The sequence below is a fragment of the Streptomyces sp. NPDC030840 genome (assembly GCF_055572015.1).
Genome location: NZ_JBVIEE010000001.1, coordinates 86474 through 102668, shown reverse-complemented (window position 1 = coordinate 102668; position 16195 = coordinate 86474). Strand labels below are relative to the sequence as shown.

Here is a 16195-nt window from a genome sequence, read left to right as displayed (position 1 = left end):
GGAATCGGGCAGGATTCTTGCGAAAAGGCCGCCGGTACCCCAGGATCTACCGGGTGCACGACGAACTTGTTGATCATCTGACGCGGTCCACGCCCCTCAGCCGGGGCGAGGCGCTGCGCGTGATCCAGGACGTGCTGGCGTACTTCGACGAGACGACGGAGGACTACGTCCGCCGCCGCCACCGGGAGCTCCAGGCCCAGGGCCTGGTGAACTCGGCGATCTTCGAACGGATCGAGGCGGATCTGAAGTACCGCGCGGTGGCACCGCCCGAGCTCACGCTCAGACAACTGCGCCGCATCGTCTACGGCTGAGGCCGTCGGGACGAACGACCACCAGACAAACGGTCACGGCACGACCGGCCCGAACGGGGAGAAAAGGGGAAAACTGTATGTGCGGAATCGTCGGATACATCGGTAGGCGCGATGTGGCCCCGCTGCTGCTGGAGGGCCTGCAGCGGCTGGAGTACCGCGGCTACGACTCGGCGGGAATCGTCGTGACGTCGCCGAAGACGGCGGGCCTGAAGATGGTCAAGGCCAAGGGCAGGGTCCGCGACCTGGAGGCCAAGGTCCCCGCCCGCTTCAAGGGCACCACCGGCATCGCGCACACCCGCTGGGCCACCCACGGCGCCCCGTCCGACGTCAACGCGCACCCGCACCTGTCGGCCGACAACAAGGTCGCGGTCGTGCACAACGGCATCATCGACAACGCCTCCGAGCTGCGCCGCAAGCTGGAGGCCGACGGTGTCGAGTTCCTCTCCGAGACCGACACCGAGGTCCTCACCCACCTGATCGCCCGCTCCCAGGCCGAGACGCTGGAGGAGAAGGTCCGCCAGGCGCTCCGGATCGTCGAGGGCACGTACGGCATCGCGGTCATGCACGCCGACTTCCCGGACCGGATCGTGGTGGCCCGCAACGGCTCCCCGGTCGTCCTCGGCATCGGCGAGAAGGAGATGTTCGTCGCCTCGGACATAGCGGCCCTGGTCGCGCACACCCGCCAGATCGTCACCCTCGACGACGGCGAGATGGCCACCCTCAAGGCCGACGACTTCCGCACGTACACCACCGAGGGCACCCGCACGACCGCCGAGCCGACCACCGTGGAGTGGGAGGCCGCGTCGTACGACATGGGCGGCCACGACACGTACATGCACAAGGAGATCCACGAGCAGGCCGACGCCGTGGACCGTGTGCTGCGCGGCCGCATCGACGACCGGTTCTCGACCGTGCACCTCGGCGGCCTCAACCTGGACGCCCGCGAGGCGCGCCAGATCCGCCGCGTGAAGATCCTCGGCTGCGGCACCTCGTACCACGCGGGCATGATCGGCGCCCAGATGATCGAGGAGCTGGCCCGCATCCCCGCCGACGCCGAGCCGGCGTCCGAGTTCCGCTACCGCAACGCGGTCGTGGACCCCGACACCCTGTACGTGGCGGTCTCCCAGTCGGGCGAGACCTACGACGTCCTGGCTGCGGTCCAGGAGCTGAAGCGCAAGGGCGCACGGGTCCTCGGCGTGGTGAACGTCGTCGGCTCCGCGATCGCCCGCGAGGCCGACGGCGGCATCTACGTGCACGCGGGCCCGGAGGTCTGCGTGGTGTCGACCAAGTGCTTCACGAACACCACGGTGGCCTTCGCGCTGCTGGCCCTGCACCTGGGCCGCACCCGTGACCTCTCGGTCCGCGACGGCAGGCGGATCATCGAGGGCCTGCGGAAGCTGCCCGCCCAGATCTCCGAGATGCTGGAGCAGGAGGAGGAGATCAAGAAGCTGGCCCAGGAGTACGCCGAGGCCCGCTCGATGCTCTTCATCGGCCGGGTACGGGGCTACCCGGTGGCCCGCGAGGCCTCGCTGAAGCTCAAGGAGGTCTCGTACATCCACGCCGAGGCCTACCCCGCCTCCGAGCTCAAGCACGGCCCGCTGGCGCTCATCGAGCCGGCCCTGCCGACGGTCGCGATCGTCCCCGACGACGACCTGCTGGAGAAGAACCGCGCGGCCCTTGAGGAGATCAAGGCCCGCAGCGGCCGGATCCTCGCGGTGGCCCACCAGGAGCAGGAGAAGGCCGACCAGACGATCGTCGTCCCGAAGAACGAGGACGAACTCGACCCGATCCTCATGGGCATCCCCCTCCAACTCCTCGCCTACCACACGGCCCTGACCCTGGGCCGGGACATCGACAAGCCGAGGAACCTGGCGAAGTCGGTGACGGTGGAGTAGGAAACGCCCCGTTGAGGGCGCGCCCCTGCAAGGGGCGCGGGGAACTCGCGACCAGCCCCCACACACCCGCAGAGGCCGAACAAGAGGACGGACCCTCACGCGTGCCACCAACACCGTGAGGGTCCGTCTCTGTCGCCGGGGAGCCGCCCAACCCCCCAGCCCGCGCAGCGATCCGGTGGCCGTCACACCCCGACCGGCAGCGCGCCTGAGCAGTAGCGACCGGTATATGCCCTTCACAAGGGCACAAACACCTCTACGCGCCAGTAGACTTACCCACAGCCGAAAAAAGAGTTGGCTGTCCCACGAGCACATCTCCCATGGGACAACAGCGCGTTACGGAATGACGATTACCGGGCGCTGCGCACGCTTCGCGAGCCGGCCCGCGACCGAGCCGAAGATGCGGCCCACGATCCCGTGCGTGGAGCCGACGACGATCGCGTCCGCCTCGTACTCCCGCCCCACCTCTTCGAGTTCGTGGCAGATGTCGCCGCCGCGCTCGACGAGGATCCAGGGGACTTCGGCGAGGTAGTCCGCGCAGGCGAGCTCGAGACCGAGCACCTCGGTGCGGTGGTCGGGGACGTCGACGAAGACCGGTGGCTCACAGCCGGCCCACACGGTCGTGGGCAGCCGGTTGGCGACGTGCACGATGATCAGGCCCGAGCCGGAGCGGTGGGCCATGCCGATCGCGTAGGCGAGGGCGCGCTCGCTGGACGTCGAACCGTCGAAGCCGACGACGACGCCGTGCTGGAAGGCGGGATCGCAGGTGGGGCGTGCTTCTTCCGCCGCCAGGGGGTCGGCCGCCGTGGGATCGGCTACCGGCCGCCGCTTGCGGTCCGCGGGTTCGAAGAATTCGTGACCGGCCATGGGTGTCTCGGCGTTCGGGTCCTCGTGGGTGTGGGACGACAGTGTGCTGCGGAGCTGTGTCCGGGAATCATCTTCCCAACCCCATACCCCCAAGGGTACGGCGGCACGCCTCCTTATCCCACGCCCCGCACCGGCTGCGCGGGGTTCCAGGGAGCATGCACGAGCGGACGCCCGTAACGCAATGGTTGCTGCCCCGTACAGGCGCTTTGCACAGGGTTCACCCGGGCGTCCCGCACAGGGTCCCCCCAGAGTACGGGCCTCTACGGACACGGATCCATATCCCCGCGGTGACGGATCCGCCTCCCGGCAGTGACCGAGCGGCCGGGTACGCGTTGAACCCGGGTAAGTCATCCCCCGCAGGGAGCACGCAGTGCCCGGACACCCGACGGCCTCCCGGTCCACCCGCAGGCCCCCGCGCCCCGCCGGGCGCCCCGCCCCCGACACGGCGGGCGACCTGATCCGCTGGGCGGCCTTCAGCTGCGTCCTCGTGCCCGTGGTCCTCGTCGGGTACGGCACCTCGCTCGCCGGGGCGGCCGGCGCGGCCCTGGGCCTCGCGGCCGTCACCGGAGCCTGCCGGCTGCTGCTGCGCCTGTCGGAGCGGAGCGCGGCGCGTGCGTCGGCCGGCGAGTCGGCCGACGAATCGGTCGGCGGGAGTGCGCCACGCCGAGCACGGCGCGGCCGGGCCGGTTCGGGGGCGCACAGGGGCGGACGTCACTCGGGGCGGAACACGCCGGTCGACTGACCGGTTTCGGTGCACGCCCCCGTATCTTTTCAGCCAACTTCGGGTTCCTGTGCATCTGTTGCTCGAACACCCCTGGACCCCCCGTTCGACCTGCACTGAAAGGGGCTCGTGGGGCGCGCGCACCCTACGTGGATTGGCCACCGCGACGAGGCGCACTTCCCTGTGGGGTCCACGAGTGCAACGCTTCGTGATCGAATGCTTCACGCCAAGTTGCCAAGTCGACAATGTGCCGGTTGCCGAACTGGCCACGCCGGCACCACGGGACGCAGTAGATTCGATCTTGACTGTCTTACGGCGGGGGACTCGTGCAGGACCAAGGGGAAACGTGCAGGAGCGACACAACCGAGGAGCCGCGACCACCGAGGGGGGCTTAGCAGTATGAGCCACGACTCCGCTGCCGCGCCGGAAGCCGCGGCCCGGAAACTTTCCGGGCGACGCCGCAAGGAGATCGTTGCGGTGCTGCTGTTCAGCGGCGGCCCCATCTTCGAGAGTTCCATTCCACTATCGGTGTTCGGGATTGACCGCCAGGACGCCGGAGTGCCGCGCTACCGACTGCTGGTGTGCGCCGGGGAGGAGGGCCCGCTGCGGACCACGGGGGGCCTGGAACTCACCGCGCCGAACGGGCTGGAGGCGATCTCGCGGGCGGGCACCGTCGTCGTGCCGGCCTGGCGCTCGATCACCTCGCCGCCACCGGAGGAGGCGCTCGACGCCTTGCGCCGGGCGCACGAGGAGGGCGCCCGCATCGTCGGGCTGTGCACGGGCGCCTTCGTTCTGGCGGCCGCCGGGCTGCTGGACGGGCGGCCGGCCACCACCCACTGGATGTACGCGCCGACGCTGGCCAAGCGCTACCCGTCGGTGCATGTCGACCCGCGTGAGCTGTTCGTGGACGACGGAGACGTCCTCACCAGCGCCGGCACGGCCGCGGGCATCGACCTGTGTCTGCACATCGTGCGCACGGACCACGGCAACGAGGCGGCCGGGGCGCTGGCCCGGCGTCTGGTGGTCCCGCCGCGCCGCAGTGGCGGCCAGGAGCGCTACCTCGACCGGTCTTTACCGGAGGAGATCGGCGCCGACCCGCTCGCCGAGGTCGTCGCCTGGGCGCTGGAGCACCTCCACGAGCAGTTCGACGTGGAGACCCTCGCGGCGCGCGCGTACATGTCCCGCCGTACCTTCGACCGCCGCTTCCGCTCGCTCACGGGGAGCGCTCCCCTGCAGTGGCTGATCACCCAGCGCGTGCTGCAGGCGCAGCGCCTGCTGGAGACGTCGGACTACTCGGTGGACGAGGTCGCCGGACGCTGCGGCTTCCGCTCCCCCGTCGCCCTGCGCGGCCACTTCCGCCGCCAGCTGGGCTCGTCGCCCGCCGCCTACCGGGCGGCGTACCGGGCGCGGCGGCCCCAGAGCGAGAAGCCGGACGGCGTGGACGCCCACTCCAGTTCCGGCGGACCGCAGCCGGTGCAGCAGGAGCCGCATCCGCTGCCGCTCCAGACGCGCCGTACGGCGGCCGCGAGCGCCCTGGCCCCGGCGACCTCGCTCTCCACGGAGGGCGCCAAGCCGGAGCTGTACGCCACGGGACGCCTGCCGGGCCAGCGCAGCGCCCCGTAGCCGCTCCGAGACGTCATCGGCCCGGTCCCGCACTGATCATCCAGGTGCGGGACCGGGCCGTACGGCTGTGACGGGCCCAGGGTCGTAAGGTGAGACACTTGACCTCTTCCCCCACCGTGGACGACGGGGATCCTTCCCTCGCGGGTCGGGCTTTCTGCTTCGCAGCCCGCCGCCGCCTGGGGTTACCAGTGAAGGGACGGTGTGCCGCCCACGGTCTTACACGAGCTCCACAGACCTGACTTCCCGCCAGTCCGGCGGTAGACCCGGCGGCTTGGCTGTCACCACCGGGTGCGACACAGCGTAGCGCACCCGGGACGCTGCGTGTCCCGTGATGTCCGGACGCGCCACCTCCCGGCCCGAAGCCCGGGTGTCCCTCACGCAAGGAGTGTCAATGAACGATCGCATGGTGTGGATCGACTGCGAGATGACCGGGCTCTCGCTGTCCGACGACGCGCTCATCGAGGTGGCCGCGCTGGTCACCGACTCGGAGCTGAACGTACTCGGCGAGGGCGTGGACATCGTCATCCGTCCGCCGGCCAAGGCGCTGGAGACGATGCCGGAGGTGGTGCGCCAGATGCACACCACGTCCGGACTGCTGGACGAACTCGCCGGCGGCACGACGCTGGTGGAGGCGGAGGAACAGGTCCTCGCCTACGTCCGCGAGCATGTCAAGGAACCCGGCAAGGCCCCGCTGTGCGGCAACTCGGTCGGCACGGACCGCGGCTTCCTCGCCCGCGACATGCCGGCGCTGGAGGGCTACCTCCACTACCGGATCGTGGACGTCAGCTCCATCAAGGAGCTGGCCCGTCGCTGGTACCCGAGGGCGTACTTCAACAGCCCCGAGAAGAACGGCAACCACCGGGCGCTCGCCGACATCCGCGAGTCCATCGCGGAGCTCCGCTACTACCGGGAGGCGATCTTCGTCCCCCAGCCGGGCCCGGACTCCGACACGGCGAGGACGATCGCCGCGAAACACGTCCTGCCCTCCGGGTGACGGCCCGCCGGGGCGCCGGAGGGGCCCGCCGAAAGCCTGGCGCGAGCACCCCTTCGGACCCTGTACACTTTTTCTCGGCCGGTCGGTGAACCACTCGGAGAACCGCCGGTCATGGTGGGTGTAGCTCAGCTGGTAGAGCACCTGGTTGTGGTCCAGGATGTCGCGGGTTCAAGTCCCGTCACTCACCCTCGAAGGCGACAGGCGATGTGCGCCCGCGGATTGCGCGGGCGCACATCGCCTTCGGTGCTTCTTGCGCGGCTTCGCCGCGCGGGCGGGGGCTTCGCCACCCGCACCCCCTCGCGCGGGGCAAGCCGGAGAGTTCGAGGTGGCGCACTCCCCGATCCACCTCTCGGACGCGACCCCGCGCACCCGCTCGTTCGTGTTGTGAACACTTCACATGGACGGCATCCCCGGCCGCCTACGACGAGAACCGCTCCACCAGCTCCGTCGGCAGCACCACCTGGCGCCGTTCCAGCCCCCGCGACACCGCCGGGCGGCGGTCCGCTATCTCGTCCAGGAGGAGGTCGAGCATCGCGCGACCCATCTCCTCTATGGGCTGGCGGACGCTGGTCAGGGGCGGGTCCATGTGGCGGGCGATCGCCGAGTCGTCGTAGCCGACAAGGGCGACGTCGTCGGGGATTCGGCGGCCCGCCTCGCGGAGCACCTGGCGTGCGCCCGCCGCCATCACGTCCGACTCCGCGAAGACCGCGTCCAGCTCGGGGCACCGCTCAAGGAGCTCGGCCATCGCCCGGCGGCCGCCCTCCTCCGTGAAGTCACCCGAGACGATCAGCCGCTCGTCCACGGGGCGGCCGTGGTCGGTCAGCGCGTCGCGGTAGCCGTCGATGCGCCGCTGGGCGCCGTAGACGTCGAGGCGGCCGGTGATCGTGGCGATCGTGGTGCGGCCCCGGGCGATGAGGTGCTCCACGGCCGAGCGGCCCCCGCCGTAGTTGTCGGAGTCCACCGACGGCAGCGTCTCGTGGGCCGAGCGCGGGCCGCTGATCACGGCCGGGATCTCCAGCTGGGCCAGCAGGTCGGGCAGCGGGTCGTCGGCGTGCACCGACACGAGGAGGACGCCGTCCACCCGGTGCGCCGACAGGTACTGGGCCAGGCGGCTGCGCTCGCGGTCGCTGCCCGCGAAGATCAGCAGCAGTTGCATCTCGGTGTCCGTCAGGGCACCGCCCACACCCTTCACCATGTCCGAGAAGTACGGCTCGGCGAAGAAGCGGGTCTCCGGCTCGGGGACGACGAGGGCGATCGCGTCCGTACGGTTCGCGGCGAGCGCCCGGGCCGCCGTGTTCGGGACGTAGCCGAGCTCGGCCACCGCCGCCTCGACCGCCGCGCGGGTCGCGTCGCTGACCCGGGGCGAGCCGTTGATCACCCGGGAGACCGTCCCGCGGCCGACACCGGCCCGCGCGGCGACCTCCTCCAGCGTCGGCCGCCGACCCGTCCGGCCCCGCCCCGCATGACCAACCATGGTCCGCCTCCTGTCACCACCGCGCTGGCGTGGAATCTAACAGTCCTGCTCCCCGTACGATGTCCGGGAGTCTCCGGGCCCGCCTGCCACCACCCGTCCCCACAGCCCGTCGCCCCGCCACGCCCTGAAGGCTGATCCTGTCGCAGCAGTCCCACGGGCACCGCGCCGGGGCACGCCCGGCCGGAGCCCGCCGGGTTAGTTAACAGGCCGATAACCGAAGACATATCTCTGCGTCCGCTCCCTTGACACCCCCGCACGAACCGACGACTCTTCAACACATCACTTGTGGGAGCGCTCCCACAGTACCTGACACATACACAACCCGCACGTTCCCCGCCCGAGCCGCAGCAGGATAAAACGGGTCCAACAACGCAGTTGGCCGGGGGGTCGGCACGTCAGGGCAACAGGAGGACGCAATGCGAGCACGTACCCGAATGGCCCGCAGAACGGGGGCCCTGGCGGCCGTCGCCGCGCTGGGTGCCGGGCTGCTGGCCGGATGTGCCGACGACGGTGGCAGCGGCAGCTCGTCTTCGGACGGTGGCGGCGGCAAGACCACCATCACCCTGGGGCTCTTCGGCACGCAGGGCTTCAAGGAGGCCGGGCTCTACAAGGAGTACGAGAAGCTCAACCCCAAGATCAAGATCCAGGAAAACGTCATCGAGCGGAACGAGAACTACTACCCGGCTCTCGTCAACCACCTCACCACCAACAGCGGCCTGCAGGACATCCAGGCCGTCGAGGTCGGCAACATCGCCGAGGTCGCCGACACCCAGGCGAGCAAGCTCGTGGACTTCTCCAAGGTGTCGGGCGTGAAGAGCGACACCTGGCTGGACTGGAAGTGGAAGCAGGCCACCACCAAGGACGGCCAGACCATCGGCCTCGGCACCGACATCGGCCCGATGGCCATCTGCTACCGCAAGGACCTCTTCGAGCAGGCCGGTCTGCCCACCGACCGCGAGGAGGTCGGCAAGCTCTGGGCGGGCGACTGGAACAAGCTCGTCACGGCCGGCGCGACGTACAAGAAGAAGGCGCCCGAGGGCACCTACTTCATGGACTCCCCCGGCGGTCTGCTCAACGCGATCGTCAGCAGCGAGCAGGACAAGTACTACGACGCCTCCGGCAAGGTCATCTACAAGTCGAACCCGGCCATCAAGAACGCCTTCGACCTGACCGCGAAGGCCGCCAAGGACAAGCTGGTCGGCGCGCAGACGCAGTTCCAGCCGGCCTGGGACACGACGATCGCCAACAGCAAGTTCGCCGCGGTCGCCTGCCCGCCGTGGATGCTCGGCTACCTGAAGGGCAAGTCGAAGCCGGAGAACGCCGGTAAGTGGGACGTGGCCGCGGCGCCCAAGGCCGGCAACTGGGGCGGCACCTTCCTGACCGTGCCCAAGAGCGGCAAGAACGTGAAGGAGGCCGAGAAGCTGGCCGCCTGGCTGACCGCGCCCGAGCAGCTGGCGAAGCTGTTCAGCGTGCAGGGCAGCTTCCCCAGCACGCCCGGCGCCTACACCCTGCCGCTGGTGACGGACGCGAAGAACGAGATGACCGGTGACACGCCCATCGGCAAGATCTTCGCCGAGGCCGCCCAGTCCATCCCGACCCAGGTGATCGGCCCGAAGGACCAGATCATCCAGCAGGGCCTGACCGACAACGGCGTCATCCTCGTCACCAAGGGCAAGTCGGCCAAGGAGGCCTGGGAGACGGCCACCAAGACCATCGACAACAACCTGGAGAAGTGACCGGTATGGCCACCCGGCACGACACCGCCGCGCCCCCCGTGAAGGAGGGGGGCGCGGCCCCGGCCCGTCCGCCCGCGGACGCCCTGCCCGAAAAGGAGCAGCGCCGCCGGGCCCGGCGCTCCCGCCGCTGGCAGCGGGACGTGCGCTGGAGCCCGTACGCGTTCGTCTCGCCGTTCTTCCTGCTGTTCGTCGCGTTCGGGCTGTTCCCGCTGATCTACACGGCCTGGGCCTCGCTGCACACGGTGGAGCTGACGGCGCCCACCGACATGGAGTGGGCGGGCCTGCGCAACTACACGCGGATCTTCGACGACGACTTCTTCTGGAACGCGGCGAAGAACACCCTGACCATCGGCGTCATCTCCACCGTCCCGCAGCTGCTGATGGCGATGGGCATCGCCCACATCCTCAACTACAAGCTGCGGGGCTCCACCTTCTACCGGGTCGTGATGCTCGCGCCGTACGCGACGTCGATCGCCGCCGCCTCGCTGGTGTTCGTGCTGCTCTTCGGCCGCGACTACGGCATGATCAACTGGGCGCTGGACTTCGTCGGCATTGACGCGATCGACTGGCAGAACGACAAGTGGCCCTCGCAGATCGCCGTGTCGTCGATCATCATCTGGCGCTGGACCGGCTACAACGCGCTGATCTACCTGGCGGCGATGCAGGCGATCCCGCAGGACCTGTACGAGTCGGCGGCGCTGGACGGCGCGAACCGCTGGCAGCAGTTCTTCCACGTGACGCTGCCGTCGCTGCGCCCGACGATCCTGTTCACCTGTGTGGTGTCGACGATCGGGGCGAGTCAGGTCTTCGGTGAGCCGCTCCTGTTCGACGCCAACAAGGGCGCGTCCGGCGGCGCCGAGCACCAGTTCCAGACGCTCGGCCTGTACCTGTACGAGCAGGGCTGGGTGAACCAGCACCTGGGCCGCGCGTCCGCGATCGCCTGGACGATGTTCCTGATCCTCATCGTGGTCGGGATCGTCAACTACGTCATCTCGCGCCGGTTGCGCGCCAGTAGTTAAGGAGAACCGGCCGTGACGACGACCCTGACGAAACCCCCGGCCGACGCCGTACCGGAGCCGTCCAGACGCGGGCGGCGCCCCAAGTCGGCGCGTGCCGGCGGCACGCTGCACGCCGGGCCGATCGCGTACGTCATCCTCGCGCTGTTCACCATCGGCTCGCTGTTCCCGCTGGTGTGGACGGCGATCGCTGCCTCGCGCGACACCCAGCGCCTCGCGGAGAACCCGCCGCCGTTCTGGTTCGGCTCGAACCTCTTCAACAACCTGGAGATCGCCTGGAAGGACGCCAACCTGGGCGAGGCGTTCTTCAACACCACCTTCGTGGCGGGCGTTTCGGCGGCGACCATCGTGTTCCTGTCGACGATCGCCGGGTTCGCCTTCGCCAAGCTGCGCTTCAAGGGGCGCAACGCGCTGATGCTGGTCGTGATCGGCACGATGATGGTGCCGCCGCAGCTCAGCGTGATCCCGCTGTACATGATGGTCGCCAAGCTCGACTGGACGGACCAGCTCCAGGCGGTGATCTTCCCGTCGCTGGTGAGCGCGTTCGGTGTGTTCTTCATGCGGCAGTACCTGCTGCAGGCGCTGCCCGACGAAATCATCGAGGCGGCCCGTGTGGACGGCGCGAGCAGCTGGCGTGTGGTCTGGCACGTGGTGTTCCCTGCCGCTCGCCCGGCCATGGCCGTGCTCGGGATGCTGATGTTCGTCCAGACGTGGAACGACTTCCTGTGGCCGTTCCTGGTGCTGACCCAGAACGGCAGCCCGACCGTGCAGGTCGCGGTCTCGGCCCTCGGCCGCGGCTACACCCCCGACCAGTCCCTGATCATGGCGGGCGCCCTGCTCGGCACGCTGCCCTTGCTGATCGTCTTCGCGATCTTCGGCAAGCAGATCGTGGGCGGCATCATGCAGGGCGCGGTCAAGGGTTGAGCCCGCGCGCCCACGAACACGAGCTCTCGGGGGCTGGGTCACCGCCGCCCCAGCCCCTTCCTTCCCCCCAACCACCGTCGGTCTCGACGACCACCATTGGGAGCGCTTCCATGCCTGAGCCCGTTACCCCGGTGACGTTTCCTCCCGCCTTCCTCTGGGGCGCGGCGACCTCCGCGTACCAGATCGAGGGGGCGGTGCGGGAGGACGGCCGCACGCCGTCGATCTGGGACACCTTCAGCCATACGCCGGGCAAGACGCACGGCGGCGACACCGGTGACATCGCTGTCGACCACTACCACCGCTACCGCGACGACGTGGCGCTCATGGCGGACCTGGGCCTCGGCGCGTACCGCTTCTCGATCTCCTGGTCGCGCGTCCAGCCGACGGGCCGGGGCCCGGCGATCCAGAAGGGCCTGGACTTCTACCGCCGCCTGGTGGACGAACTGCTCGCGAAGAACATCAAACCGGCCGTCACCCTCTACCACTGGGACCTCCCGCAGGAGCTGGAGGACGCGGGCGGCTGGCCGGAGCGTGAGACGGCCCTGCGGTTCGCCGACTACGCGAGCATCGTGGGCGAGGCCCTCGGCGACCGTGTCGAGCAGTGGATCACGCTCAACGAGCCGTGGTGCAGCGCGTTCCTGGGCTACGCGTCCGGGGTCCACGCCCCGGGCCGCACGGACCCGGCGGCCTCCCTGCGCGCGGCCCACCACCTGAACCTGGCGCACGGTCTGGGCACATCGGCCCTGCGCGCGGCGATGCCCTCCCGCAACCAGGTGGCGGTGAGCCTCAACTCCTCGGTGGTGCGCACGGTTTCGGAGTCACCGGAGGACCTGGCGGCGGCCCGGAAGATCGACGACCTGGCGAACGGCGTCTTCCACGGCCCGATGCTGCACGGCGCGTACCCGGAGACCCTGCTGGCGGCGACGTCGTCCCTGACGGACTGGGGTTACGTCCTGGACGGCGACCTGGCCCTCATCAACCAGCCGCTCGACGCGCTGGGCCTGAACTACTACACGCCGGCGCTGGTGGGCGCCGCGGACCCGGAGTCGTCGGCGGGCTCGCGCGCGGACGGCCACGGCCAGAGCGACCACTCCCCGTGGCCGGGGGCGGACGACGTGGAGTTCCACCAGACGCCCGGTGAGCGCACCGAGATGGGCTGGACGATCGACCCGACGGGCCTGCACGAGCTGATCATGCGGTACACGCGGGAGGCACCGGGCCTGCCGCTGTACATCACCGAGAACGGCGCCGCGTACGACGACAAGCCGGACCCGGACGGCCGCGTCCACGACCCGGAGCGGATCGCCTACCTCCACGGCCACCTCCGCGCGGTCCGCCGCGCGATCACCGAGGGCGCCGATGTCCGCGGCTACTTCCTCTGGTCGCTGATGGACAACTTCGAGTGGGCGTACGGCTACGAGAAGCGGTTCGGGGCGGTGTACGTGGACTACGCGACGCTGGCACGGACGCCGAAGTCGAGCGCGCAGTGGTACGGGCAGGCGGCCCGGACGGGGGCGCTGCCTCCGCTGGCGACGGCCGAGTAGGGGCCCGGCAGGCGGTTCTCCGGGGCGCGGCACGGGTGAGGGGAGTGCCGCGCCCCTCGGTCAGAGGCTGCCGGGAGAGGCGAGCCACTGGGTCGGCTGCCCGGTGACCGCGGCGATGGTCTCGAAGTCGTTGTCGTAGTGCAGGAGGGTGAGCCCCTGGAGTTCGGCGGTCGCGGCGACGAGCAGGTCCACCGCGCCCGCGGATCGGTGCCGCCCCTTCTCGGTCAGCTCCCGCTGCACGTCCCAGGCCCGCGTCACGGCCCGGTCGTCCAGAGGGGTCCAGCCGAACAGCGCGTCCAGATCCCGGACCAGCTCGGCCCGGTCCTCGGCGTTCCTGGCGCTGTACAGGAGCTCGACCTCGGTCAGCGGGCAGCGTGCGATCAGCCCCTCTTCCAGGGGCTTCTCCCACCTCGACCGGGCAGGCTGCTTCAGGATGCGGACCAGAGCGCTGGTGTCGATGAGGTAGGTGGCCGCGCTCATCGACGGTAGCTCTCCTTCTCCAGCAGCATGTCGAAGTCGCCCGCGTCCGCCCGTGCCGCGAGCCGGGCCAGGGCGAGCGCCCGCTTCTTCCGCTCGACGCCCTCCTTGAGCGCGGCGTTGACGGTGTCCTTCTTGGTCTTCGTTCCGAAAGCTATGGCGGCCTCGGCCAGCAGTTCCTCGTCGATGTCGATCAGGGTCTTGGTCACGAGAGAACCTCCTGGATATACAGCAGCTAATTCAGTATATCCAGCACCCGGGAGCTACTCCTGCGAGCATGGGCCGGCGGATGACGTGCGGCGACGCCCGCAGCCGCGCCCTCGCGTCCCCGCCCGCCCTCACGGCTGACAGCGACCGGCGCCCCGGCCTCCACGGGGGCTCGAACCGTACGGCCTCGCCCCCGCCGTCCCAGACGCGAAGTCACCCGCCGTGCGGTTCCCGCACCACCACGACCTCCCCCGGCGCCACCCGCACCGAACCGCCCTCCACCGGCTTGCCCGACAGCAGTTCGGTGGCGTCCGCCGCGACCTCCACCTCGGCTCCCTCGCCGGCGTGGTCGATCAGGAAGAGGTAGTCGGCGTCGGGGCCGCGTCGCAGTACCGCCTCCACTCCTTCCGGGGTCGTACGGACCGGGTCGACGCCCGCCTCCGTGCGGATGCGGTCCAGCAGGGCGGCGAGCGTGGCCGGGTCGGGGCGTGTGGCCAGGTACCAGGTGGTGCCCGAGCCGCAGGCGTTCCTCGTCACCGCCGGGACCCCGGCGAGAGGACCGTCCGTGTACGAGGTGATCGCCTCCGCGCCCGCCAGTTCCACCCGCTCCGACCACAGTGCGCCCGTGCCGCCCCCGCTCAGCCCCACCGACTCCCCCGGCAGGAGGGGGAAGAGCTCGTCCGTCCTCACTCCCAGGGCGTCCCGGAACGCGCCGGGGTAACCGCCCAGCCGGACATGGCAGTTCTCGTCGACCGCCCCGCTGTGGAAGCCGACCGCCAGGGTGCCGCCGCCCTCTGCGTAGGCCACGAGGTTCGCCGCGCTCTCGTCGTCCACCAGGTACAGGCTGGGCGCCAGGACCAGGCGGTAGGAGGAGAGATCCGCGTCGGGGCGTACGAAGTCCACGGCGACGCCCGCGCGCCACAGCGGCTCGTACCAGGAGCGGACGAGGTCCAGGAAGCGCGTCTCGGCGCTCGGCTGGGAGGGGAGTTCCAGGGCCCAGCGGGCGTTCCAGTCCCAGACGACGGCCACCTCGGACACGGCGGTGCTGCCGCGTACCTCCGACAGCGCCTTCAGGTCCGCGCCCAGTCGGACGACGTCCTGCCAGATCCGGCTGTCCGTGCCCGCGTGGGGCAGCATCGCCGAGTGCCACTGCTCGGCGCCGGCCTTCGCGGCCCGCCACTGGAAGTACGCGATGCCGTCGGCGCCGTGGGCCACGTGGGCGAGGGCGTTGCGGCGCAACTCGCCAGCTGTCTTCGCCCTGTTGACGGGCTGCCAGTTCACCGCGCCCGTGGAGTGCTCCATCAGCAGCCACGGGCCGCCCGCCAGTGACCGCACCAGGTCGCCGCTCATCGCGATGTCGATCTGCGACTCGGGGTCGGTCGAGCGGAGGTAGTGGTCGTTGGAGACGACGTCCAGCTGAGGGGCCCAGCGCCAGTAGTCGAGGGCGTCGAAGTTGTACATCACCATGAAGTTGGTGGTGGCGGGGATCGTGGGGTCCGCCTCCCGCAGTACGTCCCGCTCCGCCGTGTACAGGGACAGCAGTTCGTCGCTGCAGAAGCGGCGCCAGTCCAGCTGGTGCGTCGGGTTCGGGACCGCGCCCGTCGCCCGCGGCGGCAGGATCTCGTCCCAGTCGTAGTACCACTGGCTCCAGAAGGTGGTGCCCCAGGCGTCGTTGAGGGCGGCAAGGTCGTTGCCGTACCGCATGCGCAGCCAGCCCCGGAACGCCTCGGCGCTGGTGTCGCAGTGGCACTCCGCGTTGTGGCAGCCGTACTCGTTGTGGACGTGCCACATCGCGACCGCCGGGTGTTTCGCGTAACGCCGCGCCAGCTCGCCCGCCATGCGCAGGGCCGCCCTGCGGTAGGCGGGGCTGCTCGGGCAGAACGTCTGGCGGCTGCCGTACGACAGGCGCCGGCCGTCCCGGTCCACCGGCAGCGCCTCCGGGTGGGCCCGGAAGAACCAGGCCGGTGGTGCTGCCGTGGGCGTGGCCAGGTCGGCCGCGATGCCGTGGGTGTACAGCATGTCGAGGACCCGGTCCAGGAGCGTGAAGTCGTACACGCCCTCGGACGGCTCCAGCAGGGCCCAGGAGAAGATGCCGACGCTGACCATGGTGACCCCGGCCTCGCGCATCAGGCGCATGTCCTCGGCCCAGACCTCCTCGGGCCACTGCTCGGGGTTGTAGTCACCGCCATACGCGATGCCGGGGACCTTCAGGGTGCTCATCGGTTCTCCCCTCCCGGATGTCCGCCCACGTTGGCGTTCGCCGGGCGGTGCGGGGTGGCGCCGAGGGCGTAGGCGCCGCTGGGGCTCCAGGACTGCCGGCCCTCCTCGTGGACACGGGCACGTGCCCGGTCCACGGGCACGGAGGCGACCGGGGTGAAGACGTGGGACACGGTGGTTCTCTTTCACATG

At 70.2% G+C, this 16195-nt stretch carries 14 protein-coding genes, 1 tRNA gene and 1 pseudogene; 10 read left to right on the top strand and 6 right to left on the bottom strand.

The window, feature by feature from the left end:
• Nucleotides 1-53: 53 nt before the first annotated feature.
• Together ACZ49J_RS00460 and glmS are read left to right on the top strand one after the other, a co-directional pair.
• On the top strand, nucleotides 54-311 hold the full coding sequence (locus ACZ49J_RS00460; RefSeq protein ID WP_131567882.1) for a hypothetical protein: 258 nt from the start codon (nucleotides 54-56) through the stop codon (nucleotides 309-311).
• 77 nt (nucleotides 312-388) lie between these two features.
• A complete protein-coding gene (gene glmS / locus ACZ49J_RS00455) occupies nucleotides 389-2206 on the top strand; it encodes a glutamine--fructose-6-phosphate transaminase (isomerizing) (RefSeq protein ID WP_467454798.1) in 1818 nt (605 codons plus the stop codon).
• 333 nt (nucleotides 2207-2539) lie between these two features.
• Here the strand turns inward: glmS and ACZ49J_RS00450 are convergent, their stop codons facing one another.
• Complete coding sequence (locus tag ACZ49J_RS00450; RefSeq protein WP_467454799.1) at nucleotides 2540-3070, bottom strand: universal stress protein; 531 nt, start codon at nucleotides 3068-3070, stop codon at nucleotides 2540-2542.
• Between the two features lie 370 nt (nucleotides 3071-3440).
• Here ACZ49J_RS00450 and ACZ49J_RS00445 point away from each other — a divergent pair, with 370 nt between their 5' ends.
• The 4 genes from ACZ49J_RS00445 (at nucleotide 3441) to ACZ49J_RS00430 (ending at nucleotide 6595) form a co-directional block, all read left to right on the top strand.
• A complete protein-coding gene (locus tag ACZ49J_RS00445; protein ID WP_467454801.1) occupies nucleotides 3441-3812 on the top strand; it encodes a hypothetical protein in 372 nt (123 codons plus the stop codon).
• 378 nt (nucleotides 3813-4190) lie between these two features.
• The gene (locus ACZ49J_RS00440) at nucleotides 4191-5414 is read left to right on the top strand and encodes a helix-turn-helix domain-containing protein (RefSeq protein ID WP_467454802.1); all 1224 of its coding nucleotides are present in this window, start codon (nucleotides 4191-4193) and stop codon (nucleotides 5412-5414) included.
• Between the two features lie 391 nt (nucleotides 5415-5805).
• On the top strand, nucleotides 5806-6408 hold the full coding sequence (gene orn / locus ACZ49J_RS00435; RefSeq protein WP_467454803.1) for an oligoribonuclease: 603 nt from the start codon (nucleotides 5806-5808) through the stop codon (nucleotides 6406-6408).
• A 114-nt stretch (nucleotides 6409-6522) separates the two neighbouring features.
• Nucleotides 6523-6595, top strand: a tRNA-His gene (locus tag ACZ49J_RS00430).
• 231 nt (nucleotides 6596-6826) lie between these two features.
• Here ACZ49J_RS00430 and ACZ49J_RS00425 read toward each other — a convergent pair.
• Nucleotides 6827-7882: a LacI family DNA-binding transcriptional regulator gene (locus tag ACZ49J_RS00425; RefSeq protein ID WP_467454804.1), complete on the bottom strand. Its 1056-nt coding sequence runs from the start codon at nucleotides 7880-7882 to the stop codon at nucleotides 6827-6829.
• Between the two features lie 416 nt (nucleotides 7883-8298).
• Here ACZ49J_RS00425 and ACZ49J_RS00420 point away from each other — a divergent pair, with 416 nt between their 5' ends.
• The 4 genes from ACZ49J_RS00420 to ACZ49J_RS00405 all read left to right on the top strand — a co-directional run bounded on the left by ACZ49J_RS00420 (nucleotide 8299) and on the right by ACZ49J_RS00405 (nucleotide 13102).
• Nucleotides 8299-9618, top strand: coding sequence for an ABC transporter substrate-binding protein (locus ACZ49J_RS00420; RefSeq protein ID WP_467454805.1), 1320 nt, complete (start codon nucleotides 8299-8301; stop codon nucleotides 9616-9618).
• Nucleotides 9619-9623: 5 nt separating this feature from the next.
• Nucleotides 9624-10637, top strand: coding sequence for a carbohydrate ABC transporter permease (locus ACZ49J_RS00415; protein ID WP_467454807.1), 1014 nt, complete (start codon nucleotides 9624-9626; stop codon nucleotides 10635-10637).
• A gap of 12 nt (nucleotides 10638-10649) precedes the next feature.
• Entirely contained in the window at nucleotides 10650-11558 is a 909-nt protein-coding gene (locus ACZ49J_RS00410) for a carbohydrate ABC transporter permease (protein ID WP_467454808.1), read from the top strand.
• Nucleotides 11559-11668: 110 nt separating this feature from the next.
• A complete protein-coding gene (locus ACZ49J_RS00405) occupies nucleotides 11669-13102 on the top strand; it encodes a GH1 family beta-glucosidase (protein WP_467454809.1) in 1434 nt (477 codons plus the stop codon).
• Between the two features lie 60 nt (nucleotides 13103-13162).
• Here ACZ49J_RS00405 and ACZ49J_RS00400 read toward each other — a convergent pair whose 3' ends face one another.
• The 4 genes and pseudogenes from ACZ49J_RS00400 to ACZ49J_RS00385 form a co-directional block, all read right to left on the bottom strand.
• Nucleotides 13163-13582 carry a PIN domain-containing protein gene (locus ACZ49J_RS00400; protein WP_467454810.1) on the bottom strand — a complete coding sequence of 140 codons (420 nt, stop codon included), beginning with the start codon at nucleotides 13580-13582 and terminating at the stop codon, nucleotides 13163-13165.
• Complete coding sequence (locus ACZ49J_RS00395) at nucleotides 13579-13788, bottom strand: type II toxin-antitoxin system VapB family antitoxin (protein ID WP_467454812.1); 210 nt, start codon at nucleotides 13786-13788, stop codon at nucleotides 13579-13581. Before ACZ49J_RS00395 ends, ACZ49J_RS00400 begins: the two co-directional genes overlap by 4 nt.
• A gap of 211 nt (nucleotides 13789-13999) precedes the next feature.
• Nucleotides 14000-16006, bottom strand: a complete 2007-nt coding sequence (locus ACZ49J_RS00390) for a beta-galactosidase (RefSeq protein WP_467454814.1) — start codon at nucleotides 16004-16006, stop codon at nucleotides 14000-14002.
• 29 nt (nucleotides 16007-16035) lie between these two features.
• Nucleotides 16036-16176 (bottom strand): annotated as a pseudogene (locus tag ACZ49J_RS00385) (alpha-galactosidase); the annotation flags it as partial.
• Between the last annotated feature and the right edge of the window lie 19 nt (nucleotides 16177-16195).

What these genes read in the sequence shown, in the direction of transcription:
- glmS (WP_467454798.1), top strand. Translation starts at nt 389, where the DNA reads ATGTGCGGAATCGTCGGATACATCGGTAGGCGCGATGTGGCCCCGCTG.
- ACZ49J_RS00450 (WP_467454799.1), bottom strand. Translation starts at nt 3,070, where the DNA reads ATGGCCGGTCACGAATTCTTCGAACCCGCGGACCGCAAGCGGCGGCCG.
- ACZ49J_RS00440 (WP_467454802.1), top strand. Translation starts at nt 4,191, where the DNA reads ATGAGCCACGACTCCGCTGCCGCGCCGGAAGCCGCGGCCCGGAAACTT.
- orn (WP_467454803.1), top strand. Translation starts at nt 5,806, where the DNA reads ATGAACGATCGCATGGTGTGGATCGACTGCGAGATGACCGGGCTCTCG.
- ACZ49J_RS00425 (WP_467454804.1), bottom strand. Translation starts at nt 7,882, where the DNA reads ATGGTTGGTCATGCGGGGCGGGGCCGGACGGGTCGGCGGCCGACGCTG.
- ACZ49J_RS00420 (WP_467454805.1), top strand. Translation starts at nt 8,299, where the DNA reads ATGCGAGCACGTACCCGAATGGCCCGCAGAACGGGGGCCCTGGCGGCC.
- ACZ49J_RS00415 (WP_467454807.1), top strand. Translation starts at nt 9,624, where the DNA reads ATGGCCACCCGGCACGACACCGCCGCGCCCCCCGTGAAGGAGGGGGGC.
- ACZ49J_RS00405 (WP_467454809.1), top strand. Translation starts at nt 11,669, where the DNA reads ATGCCTGAGCCCGTTACCCCGGTGACGTTTCCTCCCGCCTTCCTCTGG.
- ACZ49J_RS00400 (WP_467454810.1), bottom strand. Translation starts at nt 13,582, where the DNA reads ATGAGCGCGGCCACCTACCTCATCGACACCAGCGCTCTGGTCCGCATC.
- ACZ49J_RS00390 (WP_467454814.1), bottom strand. Translation starts at nt 16,006, where the DNA reads ATGAGCACCCTGAAGGTCCCCGGCATCGCGTATGGCGGTGACTACAAC.